Raw genomic sequence first — 23,158 nt, 5'->3', positions numbered from 1 at the left:
TGTTTCCTTGACGTTATCCGGCCTGTTCCGCCCTGCTCTCGTGACGGTTCTCGTAGGCGGAGTCGCAGCGGCGCTCCCCGGCTCCGTGGCCCAGGCGGCGTCGGTGGACGCCGTCCTCGTGGCCGAGCACTCGACCGCCTCGGACGCGTGGGGAGTGCCCAGCCCCGACCCGTCCGGCATCGCGTACGACTCGATCCACAACCGGCTGATCATCACCGACGGCGAGGTCGAGGAGACGCCGCTGTACCAGGGGGTCAACCTGTTCGTCGCGAGCCTGGACGGCACGCAGGACCCCGCCCTCGTCGGCGGCACCAGCCTGCCCTGGTCCGACGAGCCGGTCGGCGCAGCCTTCCGGCCCAGCGACGGCCACCTCTTCGTCTCCGACGACGACGCCGACCTCATCTTCGAGGTCCCGCCCGGCCCGGACGGCGTCCACGGCACGGCCGACGACGGGGAGGTCACCTCCTTCTCCACGCAGGGGATGACGGGGACCACGGGCACGGACAAGAACGGCGACGCCGAGGGCGTCGCCCTGGACCTGGAGGCCACCGGCGACGGCCACCTCTTCGTCGTCGACGGGCTCTCCCAGGAGGTCTACGAGTACGGGCCCGGACCGAACGGCGTGTTCGACGGGGTGGCGCCGGAGGGCGACGACACCGTGACGTCCTTCGACGTCGAGCGACACGGTGCCGGGGATCCCGAGGGGATCGAGATCCACCCGAGCCGCGGAACGCTTCTCGTGCTCGACAGCGGGACCAAGAAGATCTACGAGCTCAATCGGCAGGGTGCTCTGCTCAACGTCATCAACATCCCGGTGGACCTGCCGAAGAGCGCGGCGGGCATGACGTTCGCGCCGGCGAGCGACGGCTCCGGAGCGGAGCACCTCTACATCGTCGACCGCGGCGTCGACAACAACTTCAACCCCGACGAGAACGACGGCCGGCTCTACGAGCTGGCGGTGGCCCTCCCGCCGCTGGAGGAGGCGCCGCCGAACAGCCCGCCGACGGCGGACGCGGGCGCCGACGCAACGGTGCTCGTGTCGGACGCCGCCCAGCTGACCGGCTCGGTGACCGATGACGGTCTGCCCAACCCGCCCGGCGCGGTGGCGGTGACGTGGTCGGAGGTGAGCGGCCAGGGGGACGTCGTCTTCACGGACGCGAACGCGATGCAGACGACCGCGACCTTCTCGGCGGCCGGCAACTACGTGCTCCGGCTGACCGCCGACGACGGTGCCCTCCTCGCCACCGACGAGGTGACCGTCGTGGTGCGCGACGGCGACGGGTCCGGCGTGCTGGACCTGCCGATCCAGGCGAGCTCGGACGACGCGGAGGAGCGCTCCAACCGCACCATCCTCGGCGGTACCGACCTCGAACTGGTCGAGGACGGCACGGCGCTGCAGAAGGTCGGACTGCGCTTCACCGGGGTCGCCGTGCCGCAGGGCACGACCATCACCAACGCCTACGTGCAGTTCGGGGCCGACCCCGATCTCGCGGACCAGCCGAACGGGCCGACGAGCCTGACGGTCGCGGCCCAGGCAGCCGACGACCCCGCGACCTTCACCGAGGCAGCGGGCAGTGTCTCCGCCCCCGAGCGGACGGCGGCCACCGTCGCGTGGCAGCCGCCGGCCTGGACGCCCGGTGACCGCGGCGTCGACCAGCAGACCCCGGACCTCTCGTCCGTGCTGCAGGAGATCGTGTCCCGCCCGGGGTGGACGAGCGGCAACGCGCTCGCGCTCGTGGTCACCGGCTCGGGTACCCGCACCGCCGACGCGTTCGAGGCCGGCTTCGGCCGGTCCCCGGTGCTGCACGTCGAGTACGGGCCCACGCCTGGGCAGGAGGCGCCGACCAACGCCGCGCCGACCGTGTCCGCCGGTCCCGACCTCGCGGTGACGCAGCCGGATGCGGCCACGCTGGCGGGCTCGGTGACCGACGACGGCCAGCCCGCCGGCTCGACGGTGACGGCGGCCTGGACCCAGCTCAGCGGGCCGGGCACCACGACCTTCGCCGACCGGGCCGCGGCGTCCACGACCGCGACCTTCGACCAGCCCGGGGACTACGTGCTGCGGCTCACCGGGTCCGACGGCTCCCTGGAGTCCACTGATGACGTGACCGTCGCGGTGGCGGCGGAGACCGTGACCGAGCCGGAGCCCGCCCCGGAGCCCGAGGGTGTGGTGGACGTGCCGGTGCAGGCCGGAGTGGACGACGCGGAGGAGCGGTCCCCCAGCAACACCGCGGTCGGCAGCAGCGACCTGGAGCTGGTCCAGGACGGTTCCCGGCAGCAGACCGTCGGGGTGCGGTTCGCCGGCGTGGCGGTGCCCCAGGGGGCGACCGTGACCAACGCGTACGTGCAGTTCCAGGCCGACGAGGTGGACACCGGGGCGGCCAGCCTCACCATCGCCGGACAGGCCGCGGACGACCCGCTGTCCTTCACGTCGGCGGGCGGGGACATCTCGTCCCGCCCGAGGACGGCGGCGACCGTGGGCTGGGAGCCGGCGGCCTGGTCGGACCGGGGCCTGCGCGGTCCCGAGCAGCGGACGCCGGACCTGACGTCGGTGGTCCAGGAGATCGTGTCCCGCGACGGCTGGGTGAGCGGCAATGCGCTGGTCCTGGTCGTCACGGGCACCGGGACGCGCACCGCGGAGGCGTACGAGGGCGGCGCCGCCAAGGCGCCGGTCCTGCACGTCGAGTTCGGTGGTGCCGGAACCGGCGACGGTGGTGGCGACACCGGTGGCGGTGGCACCGGTGGTGAGGTCCTCACGCTCAGCGTGCCGGTGCAGAACGGCGTCGACGACGGCGAGGAGCGGCCGGACGGCGACGCCGGGACCGTCAGCGGCGACCTCGAGCTGGGCCAGGACGGATCGTCGGCGAACCTCGTCGGGTTGCGGTTCGCCGGGGTCGACCTGCCGGCGGGCGCGACGATCACCAACGCCTACGTGCAGTTCACGGTCGACGAGGCGAGCACGGGTGCGGCGAGCCTGTCGGTCGCCGGGCAGGCCGCGGACAGCGCGCTGTCCTTCAGCTCGACGGACGGCGACATCTCGTCCCGGCAGCTGACGGGTGCCACCGTGGTCTGGAACGCGCCGGACTGGACGGACCGGGGCCTGCGCGGTCCGGAGCAGCGGACGCCGGACCTGTCGTCGGTGGTCCAGGAGATCGTCTCCCGAGCTGGGTGGACGAACGGCAATGCGCTGGGGCTCGTCCTCAGCGGCACCGGGACGCGGACGGCGGAGTCCTACAACGGTGCTGCGGCGAAGGCCCCCGTGCTGCACATCCAGTACACCCTCTGACCGGGCCCGTGGCGGCATCGCCCCAGTGGTTCGACGACACTGGGGCGATGCCCACACGGACGTCCGGCGCCACGGCCGGCCGGGCGGGGACGTCTCCCGCCACTGTCGGCCGGGTGGGGACGTCCCCCGCCATGGCCGGCCGGGCGGGGACGCAGCGCTCGGCGCCGTCCGGTGCCCGAGGTCGCGGACGGAGAGCGGCGGCGGCCGGTCTCGGCGGGGTCGCCGCGGTGCTCCTCGTGGCCGGCTGCACCGGGCCGAGCGGTCCACCGGCCGGCGAGCCGCCCGACGCGGCGCCGGAATCTTCTGCTCGAGCGCCCGGCACGACCGCCACGCCCGGTCTCCCGGGCTTGCTGACCGGGATCATGCCGGAGGCGCACGGCCACCTCGGGCCCTCCATCGACGGCAACGGCAACCTCTACACCGTCGTCGAGGACTTCCCGGACGACGGGGACAACGAGCCGAAGGCGATGCGCTCGACCGACGGGGGAGCCACCTGGTCCGAGATCGACCGGGAGGGCCGCCCGTCGGCCGGTGACCTGGAGGCCGACTGGCTCGTCCAGGTCGGCACACGGATCTGGTTCGGCTACCAGAAGAGCAACGGCAGCGTCTTCGTGAGCGCCTTCGGCACCAGTGACGATCGGATCGACCCGGACACGTGGTCGGTCGCCGAGAAGGTGCACGAGACGGAGATCGAGCCCGAGGACCAGTGGGTCAGCCTCGCCGCGCGCGGCGACGGCGACCTCTGGGTGCTCTACGCCACGGACCCGACCAGCCGGCAGCCCTACCGCATCGGGGTCCGCCCGTTCTCCGCCGCCACCGGCGACGCCGGGGACGAGTTCCTCCTCGACCCCGACCGCACCGTCTCGCAGGCCGTCGCCGTCGCCGGAGCCGGCGGCGTGACGCACGTCTTCTACAAGGACCACGCCGAGCGGCAGGTCTTCTACCGCTCCCTGGCGGCCGACGGCACGCTCGGCCCGTCCGTACGGGTCGACACCGACGGCGCCCACCGGGTGCGCGCGCCGCTGACCAACCCGGTGGTCCACCGGGTCGACGGCGCCGAAGTGGTGACCGTCGCCTGGGCCGACGAATCCGGTGTGCTCCAGGCCGCCAGCGTCGAGGACGGGCGGGTGACGGGGGCCCCGCGGCAGGTCTCCGACGTGCCGATCGTCATCGACCCCGCGGACACCACCAACCGGGGGGCGGTGGCCCACCTCGCCGCCGACGGTTCGACCGTCCACGCGGTCTACGCCGACGAGGCCGCCCAGGACGTCTGGTACGACGTGCTGACCGACGAGGCCGGCTGGGGCACCGACGCCGAGGTCGCCGACGGCCTGGAGACGCAGTGGCTGCCGGGGCTGCTCGTGCTGCCCGACCGCGGTGGGGCGCCGGTGCTGGGCTACCTGTACGACACGGGCCCGCACGGTGACGACAGCGGCATCATCCGCTACGACGAGCACCTGCCCGGCCGCTGAACGGAGAGAAACCGCCCGCGCCGAGCGGTCGTCCGCACCAGTTGCTTCCCGTTCCTCAGCCGCCCACTACGGCTGAGTTCAGTCGCGCAATGAATTTGCCCGGTGACACAGAGGCAATTTTTGTCACCCCTGAGTGCCGCCGGTTGACACGAAGTCGTGGACCACGAAGGCTTCGCCAGGCTCATTGCTCGATGCACGGGGGAATCCTTGAAACTGACTGGCGCTACGCGCGTGCTCCTCGTGACCGCACTGGTCGGGGGCGGGGTGGCGGCGCTGCCGCCGGCCGTCGCCTCCGCGGCGGTCGGCACCGTGGATGCCACGCTGGTGAAGACCACGTGGACCGGTGGCCCGGACTCGACCTGGGCGCATCCGAGCCCGGACCCGTCCGGGATCACCTACAACTCGGTGACCGGCAAGCTGATCATCAGCGACGGTGAGGTCGAGGAGACCAACCTGTCCTACCACGTGTACGAGGGGACGAACCTCTTCGTCGCGGGCCTGGACGGGCGGCTGCTGGAGACGGGTGCGAACACGCTGGCGTACTCGAAGGAGCCGACGGGTGTCGGTTTCCGGCCCCAGCTCTCGGCCGGCTTGCCGGAGCGGTTGTTCATCTCCGATGACGACCAGGCGCGCATCTTCGAGGTGAACCGGGGCGGCGACGGCCGGTACGGGACGGGCGATGACACGCAGACGTCGTCGTCGGTGTCCTTCCTCGACTTCGGTGCGCGCAACGACGCGGAGGACGTGGCCGTCGACCTGGAGCAGACCTCGGGCGGCAGGCTGCTGCTCGTCGACGGCAAGGGCAGGCGGGTCTTCCTGTACAACCCCGGTCCGGATCTGACGTTCGACGGCCAGGGCGACTTCGTCGAGAAGGTCATCAACGTCGGGAACATGGGCGCGGGCGACCCCGAGGGCATCGCCTACAACAAGGCGCGCAAGACGATGTTCGTGCTGGACGACCCGAGCAACACGATCTACGAGGTCGCTCTGGACGGCACGCTGCTGAACCGGGTGACGCTGCCGTTCAAGATGAAGAGCGGGGCGGGCATCGCCCTCGCTCCGCCGAGCAACGGCTCGGGTGGTGCGCCGAACGCGTACATCGTCGACCGCGGCGTGGACAACGACACCAACGGTGACACGTTCAACGACGGCCGGCTCTACGAGGTGGCGATCCCCGGTCTCACCGGGAGCGGTGACGGGACGACGAACACGGCACCCACCGTGGACGCCGGCCCCGACCAGTCCGTCGTGCTGTCGAACCCGGCCACCCTCGACGGCACGGTGAGCGACTCCACGTCCACCGGCAGCCTGACCCAGACCTGGCGCAAGGCCAGCGGTCCGGGGGACGTCTCCTTCGGTGACGCCTCCGCCGTTGACACGACCGCGACCTTCTCCGCAACCGGGGAATACATGCTCGAGCTGAGCGCCACCGACGGGTCGCTCTCCGCTTCCGACACGATGACGGTCACGGTGAGCGAAGAGACCACGTCGGGCAGCGGCGTGCTGGACATCCCGGTCGGGGCGAGCACGGACGACGCCGAGGAGAAGCCCAGCGGCAGCATGGCGTTGGCCAGCGGCGACCTCAATCTCGGGCAGGACGGCTCGGCGGCGAGGACGGTCGGTATGCGCTTCACCGGCGTGACCGTCCCCAAGGGCGCGATCATCACGAACGCCTACGTGCAGTTCCGCGCCGACGAGTCGCACTCGGTGGCCACCACCCTGACGTTCCGGGCGGAGAGCGTGGCCGACGCGGCGGCGTTCACGTCGACGTCGGGCGACATCACGGGCCGGCCCCTGACGTCGGAGAGCGTCTCCTGGCAGCCGACGGCCTGGACGGCGGGCGACCGGGCCACGGCCCAGCGGACGCCCGACCTCGCCGCCGTCCTGCAGCCGGTGGTCAACGGCTCCGGCTGGGCGAGCGGCAACGCGCTGGCCCTCGTGGTCACCGGTTCCGGCGAGCGCACCGCCGAGTCCTACGACGGTGGGGCGGCCAAGGCCCCGGTGCTGCACATCGAGTACGGCTCGGGCTCGGGGGACGACACGACGAACACCGCTCCGACGGTCGACGCGGGCAACGACAGCAGCGTCACGCTGCCGGACGCGGCTCTGCTCGACGGCACGGTGTCCGACGCCACCTCGACCGGGACCCTGACGTCGACCTGGACCGAGGCCAGCGGCCCCGGTGCGGTGACCTTCGGCAACGACTCGGCCGTCGACACGACCGCCAGCTTCTCGGAGCCCGGTACGTACGTGCTGCGGCTGACGGCCGGCGACGGTGAGCTGAGCAGCCACGACGACGTGACCGTCACCGTCTCCGACGCCGTGACGGAGCCGCCGTCGGGCAGCGGGGTCCTCGACATCCCCGTCCGGGTCGGCTCGGACGACGCCGAGGAGCGCACCAACTCGGGGAAGATCCTGCTGGGAAGCGGTGACCTCAACCTGGCGCAGGAGGACTCGTACCCGACGGCGGTGGGGATGCGCTTCACCGACGTCACCATCCCGGCGGGGGCGACGATCACCAAGGCCTACGTGCAGTTCCAGGCCGACGAGGTGAAGACCGCCACGTCGAGCCTGACGATCGTGGCCGAGGTGGGCGACGCGCCGCTGACCTTCACCACGGCAGCCGGAAGCATCTCCGCACGGCTGGCAGCGGCGACGGCGGCGGAGGTGCTGTGGAACGTGGCCAGCTGGCCGACGGCCGGCGAGCGAACCGCTGACCACCGGACGCCGGACCTCAGCCCGGTGCTGCAGGAGCTCGTGACCTCCGGGAACTGGGACAGTGGCGACCCCGTCGTCCTGCTCGTCACCGGCACCGGGGAGCGGGCGGCGGAGTCCTACGAGGGCGGCGCGGCCAAGGCGCCGGTGCTGCACATCGAGTACACGCTGTGACGCGACGGGCCTGAGCCCTACTGGCGCACCCGGGAGCCCGGCGCGAATTCGTTCGTGCCGGGCTTCCGGTCCGTCCAGACCGGGACGAGCACGTACTGAGGAAGCAAGCCTGGGGCCCACGTGACTGATCGTGCGTCCGTATGCGCGGACGATGACCATGACGGAAAGCGCGAGTACCATCACTGTGCGCCATTCTTTTCCCTAAACATTGCGATCTGTTGACTTTCCGCAGAGCGCCACGAAAGCTTCGTGGAGCCTGATCGCCTGTTTGCACGGGGAGACACCGATGAATTCGACCGGCGCTACGCGCATGCTTCTCGTGGCCGCACTGGTCGGTGGTGGCGTGGCCGTGCTCCCGCCGGCCGTCGCCCAGGCCGGCACCGTGGACGCCACGCTGGTGAAGACCACGTGGACCGGTGGCTCGAACTCCGACTGGGCGCATCCGAGCCCCGACCCGTCCGGCATCACCTACAACTCGGTGACCGGCAAGCTGATCATCAGCGACGGCGAGGTCGAGGAGACCAACCTCTCCTACCACGTCTACGAGGGGACGAACCTCTTCGTCGCGAGCCTGGACGGCAAGCTCCTGGAGACCGGCGCGAACACGCTGGCCTACTCGAACGAGCCGGTGGGGGTCGGCTTCCGCCCCGCCCTCTCTGCCGACTTCCCCGAGCGGCTGTTCGTCTCCGACGACGACAAGGACCGCGTCTTCGAGGTGAACCGCGGTTCTGATGGCCGCTACGGGACCAGTGACGACACCCAGACGTCGTTCTCCACCAAATTCATGGGGACGAAGGACGACGCGGAGGACGTCGCGGTCGACCTCGAGCTGAGCCGGAACGGCCAGCTGCTCATCATCGACGGTTACCACAAGGAGGTCTACGTCTACGGGCCCGGGCCGAACAAGAAGTTCGACGGGCTGCCCTCGGTCGGCGGCGACGACACGGTGTCCTCCTTCGACGTCTACGCCCACGGGGCGCGGGACCCCGAGGGGATCGCCTACAACCCGTACCGGAACACGATGTTCGTGCTCGATGACCCCAGCAACCAGATCCTCGAGTTCGGCCTGGACGGCAAGCTGCAGAACATCGTCAAGCTGCCCTTCACGATGAAGAGCGGCGCCGGCATCGCCCTCGCCCCGCCGAGCAACGGTTCGGGGGCGCCCAACGCGTACATCGTCGACCGCGGCGTGGACAACGACACCAACGGGGACACCTTCAACGACGGCCGGCTCTACGAGGTCGCCATCCCCGGCCTCACCGGTGACAGCAGCGGGACGAACACTGCGCCGACCGTGGACGCCGGCCCGAGCCTGTCGGTCGTGCAGCCGAACGCGGCGTCGCTGGACGGGACGGTGAGCGACTCCACGCCCTCCGGAACCCTCACCCAGACGTGGACCAAGGACAGCGGTCCGGGCACCGTGACCTTCACCGACGCGTCCGCCGTCGACACGACCGCCACCTTCTCGGCGACCGGTGACTACGTCCTGCGGCTGACCGCCAGCGACGGATCGCTCTCGGCCTCGGACACGACGGCGGTGACGGTCACCGATGGGAACGGGGGAGGCGGCGCCCTCGACATCGCGGTCGCGACCGGCTCCGACGACGCCGAGGAGCGGCCCGCGGGCAAGGTGCTGCTCGGCAGCGGTGACCTGAACCTCGGCCAGGAGGACTCGGCGCTGCAGACGGTCGGCATGCGTTTCACGAACGTCACCATCCCGGCGGGGGCGACGATCACCAAGGCCTACGTCCAGTTCCAGGCCGACGAGGTCAAGACCGCAGCGTCGAGCCTGACGATCACCGCCGAGGTGGGCGACGCACCGCCGACCTTCACCACGGCGTCGAAGAGTGTCTCCGCCCGGCTGGGTCGTGACACGGTGGCGAGCGTGCCGTGGAGCCCGGTCGGCTGGCCGACGGTCGGCGAGCGGAAGGCCGCTCAGCAGACGGCCGACCTGAGCCCCGTGCTGCAGGAGCTGGTGAACAACTCCACCACCTGGGACAGCGGCGACCCCGTCGTCCTGCTCGTGACCGGCACGGGCGAGCGCGCGGCCGAGTCGTACAACGGCGGCGCGGCCAAGGCGCCGGTGCTGCACATCGAGTACACGCAGTGACCCGCGGCGGGCCGTCTCAGCCCTGAGCGGCCGACACGTCCGGAGGCTGGGGTGCGAGGTCTCCTCGCACCCCAGCCTCCGTCATGTACGCGGACGGTGGCCGTCCAGTACCGCCCGCGGTGTCCGAGCCCCCGTCCGCTCCGGTCTCCTCCCAGCCGTGGACGTACCGCGGCGGCAGGGGAAGTGGACGACGCGGAGGAGTGCGCCGGCGGGACGGCGGTGGGCGGCTGTGGCACCGGACTGGATCAGGACGGATCGAGGACGCAGATCGTCGGGCTGCGGATCGCCGGGGTGGCGGGACCGCCGGTGTCACCATCACGCGGGCATACGTGCAGCCGCAGAACGATGAGATGCACACGGGCCCTCGAATCCGGACATCGTCGGCAAGGCAGCCGGCGCCGGTCTCACGACGGTCGTGCAGGAGATCGTGGCCAGGCCCGACCGGCGGGCGGGAATGCAGTGGTCCTGGTCGGCAGCGGAACCGGCACCCGCATCGCGCCGTGGCCTACGACATCGACCCACCGAAGCCCCGGGGAGCATCTCGTCCCGGCCGCTGACCTGCGCGGCGGGCTGGGAGTGCGAAGGCGCGGTCGTCCTCGTGGTCACCGGCACCGGGTCGAGGGCGGCCGGGGTCCACGACGGGGTCGAACCAAGGCCGCCGTACTGCACATCCGGTGCACGATGCCGTAAGAGCCCTCCGCCGCCACGGCTGCTGAGGGCGTGCGTCAGGGAGTGGCGGGGTCCGGTGTCGGGTCGGGCGTGGGGCTCGGTGTCGGGTCCGGTGTCGGCTCCGGTGTCGGGTCGGGCGTGGGATCCGGTGTGGGGTCGGGCGTGGGGTCGGGCGTGGGCTCCGGTGCCGGTGCCGGTGCCGGTGTGGGGTCGGGCGTGGGCTCGGGCGTGGGGTCCGCTGTGGGCTGGGGCATCGGGTCGGGCGTGGGGTCCGGCGTCGGGTCGGGCGTCGGGTCGGGCGTGGGGTCCGGCGTCGGGTCGGGCGTCGGGTCCGGTGTGGGCTGGGGCGTCGGGTCCGGTGTCGGTTCCGGCGTGGGGTCCGGCGTCGGGTCGGGCGTCGGGTCCGGTGTGGGGTCGGGCGTGGGGTCGGGCGTGGGGTCCGGTGTTGGCTGGGGCGTGGGCTCCGGTGTCGGGTCTGGCGTGGGGTCCGGTGTTGGCTGGGGCGTGGGATCCGGTGTGGAGTCCGGCGTGGGCTCCGGTGTCGGGTCGGGCGTGGGCTCCGGCGTCGGCTGCCTCCCGCCGGTGGGGGTGGGCGGCGAGGACGTGCTCGGCCCCTTGGCCACGCCGGTCGGCCGGTCGGCCGTCACCAGAGCGGCCGGGATCCTGTCCACGGACGTCTGCGTGGACGTGTCGGGCGGGGGAGCGGCGTACCGGACCACCACCGTGGACCCCACCTCGGAGACGCTGGTGACCTGGCCGGCGGGAACGTCCCCGCGGACCTCGGGTTCCCGCTCGACCGAGAGCCCCCCGGCCGCGAGGCCCTGGGCCACCGCGGCGACCGGCTGCCCCACGAGGTCGTCCCTCGGGGTGAATTCCGACAGAGGTGGAGGGCTGAACGGGCGCCCTGCCAGGCCTCCCACGAGAGACTCCCCGGCTCGGCCGATGGGGACGGCGTTGCCGTGCTCCACGAGGGCCGTGACGCCGCCCGCGCACAGTGCCACGGCGACCGGCAGGAGCACCGCGGCGGCCCATCTGACGACCCTGTCAGGGACCCCGGGGACGCTGTCCCCATCGTCCTCGGCGGCGTGGTCCTCGACGCTCTCCCCCGCCGATTCGTCCACTTCACCGGGGGCGGGGGTGGCAGCGTGCTTCGCATGGCGGCCCTGCTGCGGGGTCTGCGAGGGATCTCCGCCGTCGTCCGGTACCAACGGATGACCACCGTGCCACGGCGTCCGGCCGTTTCCCCCGTCACCGGGCGGCGGTGACGGTCGGTACAAGCCACCGATCCAGCCGCTGGAGCCCACCGGCACCCCCTCCCGGCTCGGCCGTCCGACGGCCGGCGCTGCGCCCGGGTGCATTACCGCAGACGGGCTGCCGTGCGTGGGGGCCGCCGGGCGGAGGTGGCGCTCCCCGATCCGTCCGCCTCGCGCGGCGACTCCAGCGCGTGCTCGGAACGTGCCGCTTCCGTGCCGGTCATCGCGTCGGCGGCGCCCCTCCCCGGCAGGGTCTTGCGGGGAGGGGCCTCAGGCGAGCGCCGTGCGGATCCGTTCCAGGACGCGCTCGTGCTCGTCGGCGCCGGAGACGGTCAGCACCGGTGCCGGTCGGGGTCCGTCGGTCGCCCACCAGTCCACCAGTCGGCCGAGCAGTCGGTCCCCGCGCTCGAGCTCGGCCAGCCGGTCCGATTCGGGCAGCGACTGGGTGCGGCTGTGCTGGGACAGGCGTCCGGCCAGGCGCTCCAGAGCGACCTCCGGGGCCACCCGGACCACGACCAGCACGTCGGGTGCGCTCACCCGCGGAGCGGCCGCCACCGCGGCGAGGACCGGTGTCACGTCACCGCGCAGGCCGATCGACCACAGGCACTGGACGAGTCCCTCGTCCAGGATGCTCGCCCCCTCCCGGCGCAGCGCCCGGTCCGTGACGTGCTGCGCCACCAGCCACTGCACGACGCGGCCGGCGACGTCACCGGGGCCCGGCTGGCCCGAGGCGTGGATCGCCGGCACGATCCGTGCCGTGGTGGCCGGGTCGCGCGCGGTCGTCCCGGCACACGCCCACGCCTTGCGCCCCAGGCGCAGCCCGATCGGGACCGACGGCCCCAGCGGGGCCTGCGGCTGGGTGACAGTGATCCCCTGACCGGCGAGCTCGTCGGCCAGCACCCGGGCGAGCCGGCTCTTGCCGGCACCCGGGATCCCGGCCAGTTCGACCGCGACGCCTCGCCGTCGCCCCTCCGAGGACCGACGGGCGGCGCCTGGGCTCACAGGCTGGCCCAGACCGCGGCACGTGCCTCCGCGAGGACCTCCTGCGCCGGTCGCGACGCGTCCAGGACGACGGCGTCGGTCTGGCTCCAGTCGGCGGCGAAGACCTCGGCCGACCGCGGCCGCACGAAGTCCGCCGGGTCGACCCCCTCCTTGCGTGCCACCGCGATGTCCGGGTCGACCCGCAGGACCAGCAGCACGTCGGGGTCGCTGATCCCGTCGTAGCAGCGCTGCTCCGCCGCGACCAACCGCCGGGCGAAGGGCGAGAGACCCTCGGTCGGGATCCACCGGGTGCGCGAGCCGTCCATGAGGGTGACCTGCGGGAGAGGGAAGCGGTCGCACACGACCAGGTGTCCCTGACCGGCGAGGCTCCGGGCCCGGCGCTGCTGCCGCCGGCGGTCGGACGCGGTCACGAGCTGCCACAGCAGCCAGCTGTTGCCCGGGAACCTGCCCTGGTGCTCGGACTCGTCCGGGTAGTTCGGTAGCCAGCCCCGCACCAGGCCCGCACGGCGCGCGAGGTACAGCCCGCCCTTGACGGCCACGTTCGCGGGTGTCCGCGGCGGCTTGCCCATGTGCATCACGCGCGTGTCGAGGGGGCCGTTGAGCCAGCCGGCCAACGCGTTCACCAGGGTGGACTTCCCTGCACCGTCACCGCCGACGACGGCGATGACTCGGCCGCCGGCCATGAGCCGCTTGGTGTTGCGCTGCCCGAGCACGTAGTGCCGGACGCCCCACTCGACGCGCCGCCGGACCCGCACGGCGGTGTCCAGGCGGCGGGGGCGGCGCATCAGGTCGGCAGCCCCGGCGACGACGCGGCCACCGGCGGCCAGGCGGGCGGGGAGCGGCCGGTCGTCGAGCAGCGCCCGGAAGTACGCCTCCCAGTCGGCCCAGCCGATCTGCGGTAGGTACGTCTCCACGACCCGGCGCAGTTCGTCCGCGTCGGCCCGCGCGTGCAGGTACTCCAGCTCCCGGCGCTCGGTGCCCTTGAGCGGGGCCAGGCCGAAAGCGGCCGCGTCCCAGGTCCCGTGCTTGAGGGCGAGCCGCAGGACGAGCACGGCCAGCTCGAACTCCGCGGCGGGGACGGGGAACAGCGGCCCCTGGGTGCAGGAGGCCAGGTAGGCCTTCTCGATGGGGAGGTGCACGTTCTTGGTGGTGTCGTCGCCCAGCACCAGCTGTGCCTGGGCGTCGACGTGGACGAACCGGCCGGTCGCCTCGTCGACGCCGTAGAAGTGCAGCACTCCCGGGACGAAGCGGCGCCGTTGCGGCCGGGCCTGCTTGAACCCGCAGGCGGCGAGGACCTCGGTGAAGCCCTGCATGTGCCGCCGGTCGACCAGCAGGTCGAGGTCGTTGTCGCCCGATGCGGAGAGATGCAGCGCATCGTTGCTCTTCCAGTGGCAGTACGACACGCCTGCCTCGCGGAGGCGCCCGCAAAGGGTGACCACGAGGTCGAGCGCGGCCGGCAGGGTGTCGCCGTCGACGACCGGCGGGGTCGCTTCCGAGGCACCCGGATGGCGAGTTGCCCGACCGAACCGCTCGAACGGCCGCTTCGAAACCGCCAAGGGAGTTCCTCCTCGTTCTCGCCCGCGGGGGTGCGGACCTGTTCGTCAGCATTCCGCAGACCGATCCACGGTCGCACAGGCGGTGCGTCGTCCACCTCCCGCTATGGGGTTGAGTCGCCCTCCCGGGGTATCTTTGCGCTGGTGACGGGAGCCCAGGACAGATCCGGGCCGGAACAGACCACGCCACACGGCCAACACGGCTCCGCCACGCCGCCCGGGCGGGGCCGCCGTTTCGTGCGCGTGGCCCTCGCGGTCGGCCTCATCCTCTGCCTCGCTGTCGCGGCGGCCGTCTACCTCGGGATGCGTGGGGACGGCGACGACGCCGCCAGCGGCATCTCGACCTGGCGACCGCCGGCTTGTGACACCGAAGGGCGGACGGTGGTGCGGCCCGCCGAACCGGGAACGGTGCTCGACACCCAGTGGGAAGTGCCCGCCCCACCGGACGACGTCACCTACGACCTGTCGTGGATCGTCTCGACCGCCTACCCGGCGTCCCGCTCGGTCTTCGCGGTGGGGGTGGCAGACGCCGCCCTTCGGACCTGCGTGGTGGGGGGCTCGATCTTCGGCACCGCGGACGACCACCGGACGTGGGACTACTACCACGACGAGTTCAACGCGGCCTGCGTGAAGATCCTGGCTCGGGAGTGGATGCAGGTGCACGACGTGCGCTGCGACAACGTCGAGGACGGCATCAAGCCGCAGGAGTCCGACGTGAACGCCAACAACGCCGAGTTCTTCGTCTCCGGCACCTACCTGTCCCGGATCCGGGACGACTGCATGGAGAACGACTACACCGTCGGCGGGGTGCTCTACGACAACCTGTGGGAGCAGTGCAACACCGGTATCTCCGAGCGCCCCTGGCGGGACCGGTCCTGGTCGACGCCCGAGTCGGAGACGCTGGTCCTCGATCGCATGCTGATCGGCCTCTACGAGACCCCGCACGTGGAGGACGGGAAGACCGTGATGGGCGAGAACGCGATCTTCAAGTGGTCGGACGCGGGCAACCGCGTGGTCATCAAGTGCTCGATCTTCAAGGTGAACTCGGTCTCGCTGAACGGAGCGGACGCGATGGCCATGCCGCCGGGCACCGTCGTCGACGACTCCGAGTGCCCGGACAACCCCTCCACGATCGTCTGGTTGGGACCAGGGGACTACCCGGCGTGGACGGCCGGGCTCCGGGTGGTCGAGGACGAGGGCGTGTGGACCGACGCCGTGCGCGACTGGAAGGTCCGGCACGGGTATGCGCCCGACGAAGCCGGCGGCGCCTGACCCGGACGCGCCTGACCCGGCCACGCCCGGACTCCCGCAGCCGCACCTCCCCGACGGCGGCCACTCGATGGCGTCGCAACGTGGTCGGACCCGCACGGAGAGCTCGTCGAGCGGGTGATTTTCGCGGCCAGGGTGGCCGCTGTGACAGCTGGGATTCCTGGGGCGGTGTAACGGGGCCGGACCTGGCCTACCTCCGAGACTCACCCTTAGTCTCGATGCGATAACGATCCGTAGTTTCGGCTCAATCGCGAGGTCTCCGTGAAGCTTCCCCCTTCCGTCATGTCTGCTCGACCGAGCGACGTGCCCCTGCGCCAGGTCGCGCGGCGAACGAGGCGGCGGGGTGGTCGCGTCGCGCTCGGTGCGCTCCTCGGTGCGGCGGTGTCGACGGCCGTCCTGGCCGCGCCCGTGGTGTCCGGCGCGGACGAGGACGTCGCTCCACCGGCAGCGGCCGCATTCCGCGCCGGAGGGACCGCGGCGCCCGCGGCCCCGGCGACGCGAGCGGCCCGGGCGAACGAGCGTCGGGCCCAGCCGCCCGTCGCTCGAGGTGCCGACGTCGCCGCCGCGCCCGCCCCGGCACCGGATGGCGCGGACGCGCCCCCACCGCCCGTGCCCGTTCCCGCTCCGGCGCCCGTTCCGGCTCCGGCGCCCGCTCCCGCTCCGGCGCCTGTCGTCGCGGCCGGCGCGCCCTCGTCCGCGGTCCGGACCGCACCGGTCCATGCGGGCCCGGCGTGCGACGGTGCCGGGCGCACGATCGTCCGGCCGGTGGCCGCAGGCACCGCACTGTCCGAGCAGTGGGAAGCGGACACGACGCCTGACGACGTCACCTACGACCTGTCGGGGGTCACGTCGTCGGCCTACCCGGCGACCAAGTCGCCGTTCGCGGCGGGCACGGGCTCGGCCGGGTACCGCACCTGCGTGGTGGGGGGCTCGATCTTCGGCTCCGCGGACGACGCCAAGACGTGGGAGTACTACCACGACGAGTTCAACGCGGCCTGCGTGAAGATCATCGCCCGCGAGTGGATGCAGGTGCGCGACGTGCGCTGCGACAACGTCGAGGACGGCATCAAGCCGCAGGAGTCCGACGTGAACGCCAACAACGCCGAGTTCTTCGTCTCCGGCACCTACCTGTCCCGGATCCGGGACGACTGCATGGAGAACGACTACACCGTCGGCGGGGTGCTCTACGACAACTTGTGGGAGCAGTGCAACACCGGCATCTCCGAGCGTCCCTCCAGCGACCGGTCGTGGCCGACGCCGGAGTCGGAGACGCTGGTCCTCGATCGCATGCTGATCGGCCTCTACAAGACGCCGCACGTGGAGGACGGGAAGACCGTGATGGGCGAGAACGCGATCTTCAAGTGGTCGGACTCGGGCAACCGGGTGGTCATCAAGTGCTCGATCTTCAAGGTCGACGAGGAGTCGTTGAACGGAACGGACACCATGGCCATGCCGCCGGGGACCGTCGTCGACGACTCCGAGTGCCCGGACAACCCGTCCACGATCGTCTGGCTGGGCGGCGGGGAGTACCCGGCGTGGACGGCCGGGATGCGGGTGACCGCGGACGAGGGTGTGTGGACCGACGCCGTGCGCGACTGGAAGGTCCGGCACGGGTACGCCCCCTGACGAGGACGGCGGCGACACCTGAGCGGGCCACCGGGGAGGTACCGGGCCGGGGCCGGCGGTCCGCCCTGCGTGCGCTCGCCGCCTCCGGGTACGTGCGGGGAGGTGGACGTCCGCCAGGGCCGACCGCCGCGGGGCCGCTGTGCATCGGTGTGTCGGGACGACGTCCCCGGTGGTAGCGGTCCCGGACCGATTCCTGGTCGCCCCACCCGGGGGTGGCGGATGGCGCCGGACTCCTTCCCGGATGGGGCACGCGATGCATCCCCATCCCGGCCCAGCGGGATCGCCGGCGCCCGACGGCGCCGCCCGGGCCTTCGCCTCCACCGGCAACCGTGCCGCAGGCCCTGGGCGGCGCGGCCGCGCCGTGCGCCGTGGGCATCCCCGCCGCGTACGACACCACCGTGATCGTCCCGACGTCCGACGAGGGGGCCCAACGTCGGCCCGCTGGTCGACCGGGTGTCCGCGGTTCTCCGCGGGCACAGCGCCGGGATCCTGATCGTCGACGGCAGCACCGACGTCACCCCGGCGCAGGTCGCGCGCGTGGCCGCGCAGGCCGCCCTGCCCGGTGCGGCTGATCCACCGGGGGGCGAGAACCGGGTCGGCGGGCTTGCCGGTGCGGTGACAGCGGGCATCCACGCCCCGGACGACGACTGCGCTGAAGCGATGTCGCGGGCAGCAGGCGATGTCGCCCGGCCACCGGGATCCGGCCCGCCGGCGTCTGCGCTTTCTCCAGGTGCTGCGAACCGGCCGGGTGTGCAGGCGCATCCGGGAGCCGCTCGATGCAGGGCGATATCTCCACCGCCCTCGTTCGCGGCCGAGGAGCCGTCGGCAGACCGGGACGTGCGGGGCGGTCTGTCCCGCTGGCGGCGATCGCCGAACCCCGGTCATGACGCCGGCACCGAGCCAAGCTCCTTGCCCACGTGATCACACAGCGTGCCCTCCGGTGGCGGGCGCGGTGCTCACCGTCCGTGTCGAATCGACCATGGCTGATCGCCGCAGTCGCGCCCATCATCCCGAGCCGCAGCAGTCCGACCACTGCATCGCACCTGCTCAGTGGCTTCGAGCGTCCTCCCTCGGACGGGTGAACGCGTGTCCGCACCGCAGCGCATCGGTATACGCAGAGTAGTGACACCGCGGCGCGTCCCCACCCTCACTCGTTCGCGCTTTGACTCTGGGTAATCGTCCGCTGAGGGTTGTTCCGTCGACCGAGCATCGGTCGGCGGTACGTACCCGGCGGCTCTGCCGCCGGTGGACGTGGCACGACGACACGGGGGGAACGTGTTGAGCGGGAGCAATGGAGCAGGGGGGCGGTCGGGCATCCCGACCCCGCACCCAGCGATCTTCATGGACCCGTCGGGTCGCCGGTGGAAGCGCCTGCGCATCGCCGCCACCGTCATCGGCGGCGTGCTGCTCATCGTGCTGGCGGTCGCCGTGCCCGCGGTCACGTCGTCGCCGGCCCTGGCCGGCGCCACGACACCCGAGGGACCGACCGTCGCCGAGGTGGGCGACGCGCCCCCGGTCATCGGCGAGGGGGTCCTCGTCCGCGTGGTCAAGCTGCTGCGGGACGGCGCCTCGGTCTACGGGCAGGATCCGTTCGACGGCCAGGTGGTGACCGAGCTCTCCGCCCTGGAGATCGACCGTGCGGGCGATGCCGAGTACGCCCTCCAGTGGTACGGCTACGACCAGGCCGCGGGGCGGACGATCTCCCTCACGTTCGACGACGGGCCCGACCCGGTGTACACGCCCGAACTCCTGGACCTCCTCGCCGAGCACGACGTCACGGCCACGTTCTTCGTCACGGGCGAGCAGGTGGCCAAGAACCCCGACGTCATGCGGCGGATCGTGCGGGAGGGTCACGCGCTGGGCAACCACTCGCTCACCCACGTCGACGTCGGCGAGGCCACCCCGTTCCGTTCGGGCCTGGAGCTGGTGCTCAGCGACCGGATCATGCGTGCCCAGACGGGGTGGTACGCCTCCTTCTTCCGCATGCCGTACGAGAGCTTCGCGTCCTCCTCCATGCAGGCGGACGTGCGCGGCATCCTGCGGGCCCAGCAGCTGGGGTACGTGGTGACCTCCCACGACTTCGACCCCAAGGACTGGGCGTACGCCTCGGGCGAGCTCACCGGCGACATCCCGATGCCTCCACTGGGCGTGCAGGACCACGTCACCCTGCTCCTGCACGACGCCGGCGGTGGCGACCGCAGCCGCACCCTCGAGTACGTCGAGGAGCTCATCCCTCTGGCCCGCGACGCCGGCTACACGTTCACCACCATGCCGCAGGTGCACCCCCAGCTCGCCGAGCGCACCGGTCCGGCGGAGGTCACCGGCTGGGACAGGGCCACCCTGGCGCTGGCGCAGCTGGTCTTCGTCGTCCCCCCGGTCCTGCTCCAGGGTCTGCTCGTCCTGGCTCTGGTGACGATGGGTGGCCTCGGCGTCCTCTACACGGTGCTCGCGCTCCTCCGTGCGCGGCGCAGCCCGCGGCGCACGGCCACCGAGCCACTTCCGGCCTCCGTGCTGGTCGCCGCCTACAACGAAGAGCTGGTCATCCGCCGGACGCTGCAGCACGTGCTCGCCTCCGCCCACGCCGTGGCGGAGATCGTCGTGGTGGACGACGGCAGCACCGACGGCACCGCCGCCGTCGTCCGGGACATGGCGGCGAGCGAGCCACGCATCCGCCTGCTGCAGCAGGTCAACCGGGGGAAGTGGGCGGCGCTGAACCTCGGTTTCGAGCAGGCCCGCCAGCCGGTCGTGGTCACCCTCGACGCGGACACGCTCATCACGCCGGAGACCATCGGCGCACTGCTGGCGCGGTTCCACTCGCCCCGGGTCGGCGCGGTCGCCGGAGTGATCAAGGTCGGTAACCGCTCGCGCAACGTGCTCACCCGGTGGCAGGCGCTCGAGTACGTCACCCAGATCGGTGTGGAGCGCGCCGCTGCCGCCTACCTCGACGCCATCGCCATCGTCCCCGGGGCCTGCGCGGCCTGGCGCCGGACCGCCGTGCTGGAGGCGGGCGGCTACAGCGAAGCGACGCTGGCAGAGGACTGCGACCTCACCCTGACGCTGCACCAGCACGGCTGGCAGATCGAGCAGGCAGAGGACGCCGTCGCCTACACCGAGGCGCCGGAGACGGCGGACGCGCTGGTGCGGCAGCGGGTCCGCTGGATGTTCGGGACGCTGCAGGCGGTGTGGCGGCACCGCAGCATGATCCTGCGACCGCGATACGGCTGGCTGGGCATGCTGGTGCTGCCGATGTCGGCCCTGGCCGTGCTCGTCCCGCTCCTGTTCACCCCGTTCGTCACCGTGGTGCTCCTGCTCATGGTGGTGTCCGGCGGCCTGGTGCCCGTGCTCGGTTACTTCGCGCTGTTCTCGATCTTCTACGGACTCCTCGCCGTGGTGGCGGTGCGGCTGCTGGACGAACGGGCCGCTCACCTGCTCATGGTGCCGCTCTACCGGGTCATCTTCGAGCCGCTGCGGGCCTACCTCATCTACAGCTGTCTCGGTTCCGCGCTGCGGGGAGTGCGCCTGGGCTGGAACAAGCTGGCGCGCACCGCACACATGGACGCGACCCCTGCCGAGCCGCTACCGGCACCGGCGGTTCCCACCGTCGCCGCACGGCAGCCGGTGAGCCGGCCCACGGCGGTGCCGGCATGACCGGCCCCCGCTCGCGGACGGTGCTGACCGCCGCGATTGCCGCGGTCATGGCCGCGGTGGCCGGCCTGGTGCTGCTCCACCCGGGGCTCGCGTCGGAACCGCGCCTCACCGTCGCCGCCGCGCTGCCGTGGTGGGACCCGCGCGGGGCGGCGTCCCTCCAGGCGGCGGTCGCGATGGGCCCGGTGACGGAGGTCAGCCCCGTGTGGGCCAACCCTACCGCCGGCGGCGGGCTCGACACCGTCGCGCTGAGCCCGGCGGTCGGCCTGGTCGACAGCAACGGCGCGCGGCTGCTGCCCACTGTCCAGAACTACGTCGACCGTCGGTGGCAGGGCGACCTGGTGGCCGGCATCCTCGCCGATCCGTCCGCGGCCGAACGGCACCGCCGGATCATCGTCGCGGCGGTCGTCGACAACGACTGGGCCGGCGTCGACGTCGACTACGGCGAGCTGCCGCCCACGTCGGGGGAAGCGCTGATCGCATTCCTCACCGCGCTCCGCGACGATCTGCACGCACACGACAAGGTGCTGTCGGTGACCGTGCCGGCGCGGACCGCCGACGAGGCGCGCAGCGAGGTGCTCGCGTACAGCTATCGGCTGCTCGGCGCGGTCGCCGACCAGCTTCGGGTGCGCGCCCACTACCACGCCTGGGACACCAGCGAGCCGGGCCCGGTGGCACCCCTGGCGTGGGTGCAGGACATCGTCCGGTACGCCGTCGAACGCGTGCCTCGCGAGAAGCTGATGCTGGGGCTGGCCACCTACGGATACGACTGGGCCGGTGGCCGGGGTGTCGAGCTGCAGACGGCGGACGCCGTGGCCCTGGCCCGCCGGGTCGGCGCGGCACCCCGCTGGGACGCCGATGCGGCAGCGCACACCTTCCGCTACGAGCAGGGCGGCGAGCAGCACACCGTCTGGTACGAGGACGCCCGGTCGGCGGAGGCCAAGTGGGCGGTGGCCGTCGCTGCGGGGCTGCGCGGGGTCGCGGTCTGGCGGCTGGGCGGCGAAGACCGCGGACTGTGGGATCTGGCGGAGACGGCGGGGGAGCAGGCGTGACGGCCACGGGAACGCGGGACCGGTACATCGACGCCCTCCGGGCAGCAGCGCTGGTCCGGGTGGTGACCTTCCACGCCGTCGGCTGGACATGGCTGCCGCTGCTGTTCCCGTCCATGGGGATCATGTTCGCCCTCGGTGGCGCAATGGTGGCCGGCTCCCTCGACCGGGCCACCTCCATCGCCGCCTTCTACCGCGCGCGGCTGCGGCGTCTGCTGCCGCCGCTGTGGGTGTTCGGCGCCGTCCTGGTCCCGGTCATGATCGCCCTGGGCTGGCAGGTGTCGCCCGACGACGGCTCCAGCCCCCTGACGTGGGACACGCTCTGGTTCTGGGTGTTCCCGCTGTCGGACCCGCCGGCGTCCTCGCAGGGCTATCTGTGGGTCGTGCCGCTCTGGTACATCCGCACCTACCTGTGGTTCCTGCTGCTCAGCCCTGGGCTGCTCTGGCTCTTCCGCCGGTGGCCGCTGCGGCTGACGGCCGTTCCGGTCGTCACGATGCTGCTGCTGGCCGCCGGGCTGCTCATGATGGAGGGCCGCAGCTACGAGGTGGTCCTGCAGCTGTGCGTGTACGCGTGCTGCTGGCTGCTCGGTTTCGCCCACCACGACGGCATGCTGCGGCGGCTGCCGCTGGGCCCCACGCTGGCCGGCGGAGTCGCGCTCATGGCGGCCGGCGCCTGGTACGCGTCGTCGTACCAGCAGGAGTACGGCGCCACGAGCATCGACAACATCCCACTGGCCAACATGCTGTACGCCACCGGCGCGGTGGTGGTCCTGCTCCGCCTCTACCCGCGGTGGGACCGGGTCCGCCCGATCCCGGTCCTCGACCGGATGCTCACCCTGGTCAACAGCCGGGCCATGACCATCTACCTGTGGGGCAACGTCGCCATCGCCCTCGCGCCTCTGGTGCTCGACCACACCGGGCTGGCGCAGGGGGACGCCGGCGACACCGTCGGGGTCTGGCTGCGCTACGGGACGGCGTGGGCGCTGATCTTCGTGGCGGTCCTGCTCGTCGGCTGGGTCGAGGACGTCGCGGCCCGCCGTCGGCCCCGTGTCCTGCCGTGGGGTTCGTGCGACGGGCTCCCGCCGGGTTCGGCCGGCGCCGGTCGCACGGTTCCCATGGCCGGGGACGTGGTCGCCGGCGACGCGGTCTCCGCGAACCTCTTCCCCGGCGGCGCGTCGCCGGCCGTGCCGGCTCCCCGGAGCACGCGGGTGACCGTGTTCGCCGGCAACGTCGTGCAGACGGTGGGGCCGGTTTCGCAGCCACCGGCCGAGCCGGAGCCGGCGGTCCACGGCCCAGCGGGTGACCACGGGCGGGAACGGTGATCCGACCCGGCGT

General features: G+C 72.4%; 12 protein-coding genes. 10 read left to right on the top strand and 2 right to left on the bottom strand.

All coding sequences use genetic code 11. The annotated features are described in order from the left end of the window. The first annotated feature begins 40 nt into the window (after positions 1–40). The 5 genes from QOZ86_RS11345 (at position 41) to QOZ86_RS21325 (ending at position 11,641) form a co-directional block, all read left to right on the top strand. On the top strand, positions 41–3,286 hold the full coding sequence (locus QOZ86_RS11345; RefSeq protein ID WP_284492070.1) for a PKD domain-containing protein: 3,246 nt from the start codon (positions 41–43) through the stop codon (positions 3,284–3,286). A gap of 113 nt (positions 3,287–3,399) precedes the next feature. Then, the gene (locus tag QOZ86_RS11340) at positions 3,400–4,758 is read left to right on the top strand and encodes a hypothetical protein (RefSeq protein WP_284492069.1); all 1,359 of its coding nucleotides are present in this window, start codon (positions 3,400–3,402) and stop codon (positions 4,756–4,758) included. A 231-nt stretch (positions 4,759–4,989) separates the two neighbouring features. Then, positions 4,990–7,647 carry a PKD domain-containing protein gene (locus tag QOZ86_RS11335; protein WP_284492068.1) on the top strand — a complete coding sequence of 886 codons (2,658 nt, stop codon included), beginning with the start codon at positions 4,990–4,992 and terminating at the stop codon, positions 7,645–7,647. Between the two features lie 286 nt (positions 7,648–7,933). Further along, positions 7,934–9,757, top strand: a complete 1,824-nt coding sequence (locus QOZ86_RS11330; RefSeq protein WP_284492067.1) for a PKD domain-containing protein — start codon at positions 7,934–7,936, stop codon at positions 9,755–9,757. A gap of 720 nt (positions 9,758–10,477) precedes the next feature. Further along, positions 10,478–11,641 (top strand): hypothetical protein, encoded by a 1,164-nt coding sequence (locus tag QOZ86_RS21325; protein ID WP_489433515.1) that lies wholly within the window; start codon positions 10,478–10,480, stop codon positions 11,639–11,641. A 308-nt stretch (positions 11,642–11,949) separates the two neighbouring features. Here the strand turns inward: QOZ86_RS21325 and QOZ86_RS11325 are convergent, their stop codons facing one another. Further along, positions 11,950–12,681 (bottom strand): AAA family ATPase, encoded by a 732-nt coding sequence (locus QOZ86_RS11325; RefSeq protein ID WP_284492066.1) that lies wholly within the window; start codon positions 12,679–12,681, stop codon positions 11,950–11,952. Further along, positions 12,678–14,237, bottom strand: a complete 1,560-nt coding sequence (locus QOZ86_RS11320; RefSeq protein WP_284492065.1) for a nucleoside/nucleotide kinase family protein — start codon at positions 14,235–14,237, stop codon at positions 12,678–12,680. The genes QOZ86_RS11325 and QOZ86_RS11320 overlap by 4 nt, the downstream gene beginning before the upstream one ends. 240 nt (positions 14,238–14,477) lie before the next feature. On the opposite strand from QOZ86_RS11320, the gene QOZ86_RS11315 reads away from it, so the two are divergent. The 5 genes from QOZ86_RS11315 (at position 14,478) to QOZ86_RS11295 (ending at position 23,145) form a co-directional block, all read left to right on the top strand. Continuing rightward, positions 14,478–15,506: a hypothetical protein gene (locus tag QOZ86_RS11315; RefSeq protein ID WP_284492064.1), complete on the top strand. Its 1,029-nt coding sequence runs from the start codon at positions 14,478–14,480 to the stop codon at positions 15,504–15,506. 762 nt (positions 15,507–16,268) lie between these two features. Continuing rightward, entirely contained in the window at positions 16,269–17,129 is an 861-nt protein-coding gene (locus QOZ86_RS11310) for a hypothetical protein (RefSeq protein WP_284492063.1), read from the top strand. Positions 17,130–18,470: 1,341 nt separating this feature from the next. Beyond that, positions 18,471–20,777, top strand: coding sequence for a bifunctional polysaccharide deacetylase/glycosyltransferase family 2 protein (locus QOZ86_RS11305; protein WP_284492062.1), 2,307 nt, complete (start codon positions 18,471–18,473; stop codon positions 20,775–20,777). Further along, positions 20,774–21,826 (top strand): glycosyl hydrolase family 18 protein, encoded by a 1,053-nt coding sequence (locus QOZ86_RS11300; RefSeq protein WP_284492061.1) that lies wholly within the window; start codon positions 20,774–20,776, stop codon positions 21,824–21,826. The genes QOZ86_RS11305 and QOZ86_RS11300 overlap by 4 nt, the downstream gene beginning before the upstream one ends. Next, the gene (locus QOZ86_RS11295) at positions 21,823–23,145 is read left to right on the top strand and encodes an acyltransferase family protein (protein ID WP_284492060.1); all 1,323 of its coding nucleotides are present in this window, start codon (positions 21,823–21,825) and stop codon (positions 23,143–23,145) included. Before QOZ86_RS11300 ends, QOZ86_RS11295 begins: the two co-directional genes overlap by 4 nt. The last annotated feature ends 13 nt before the right edge of the window (positions 23,146–23,158 follow it).

Source organism: Blastococcus capsensis (assembly GCF_030165005.1).
In the GTDB taxonomy this organism is placed as follows: domain Bacteria; phylum Actinomycetota; class Actinomycetes; order Mycobacteriales; family Geodermatophilaceae; genus Blastococcus; species Blastococcus capsensis.
Note: the sequence above shows the minus strand (reverse complement) of the source record. Positions and strands in the feature narration are given on the sequence as shown.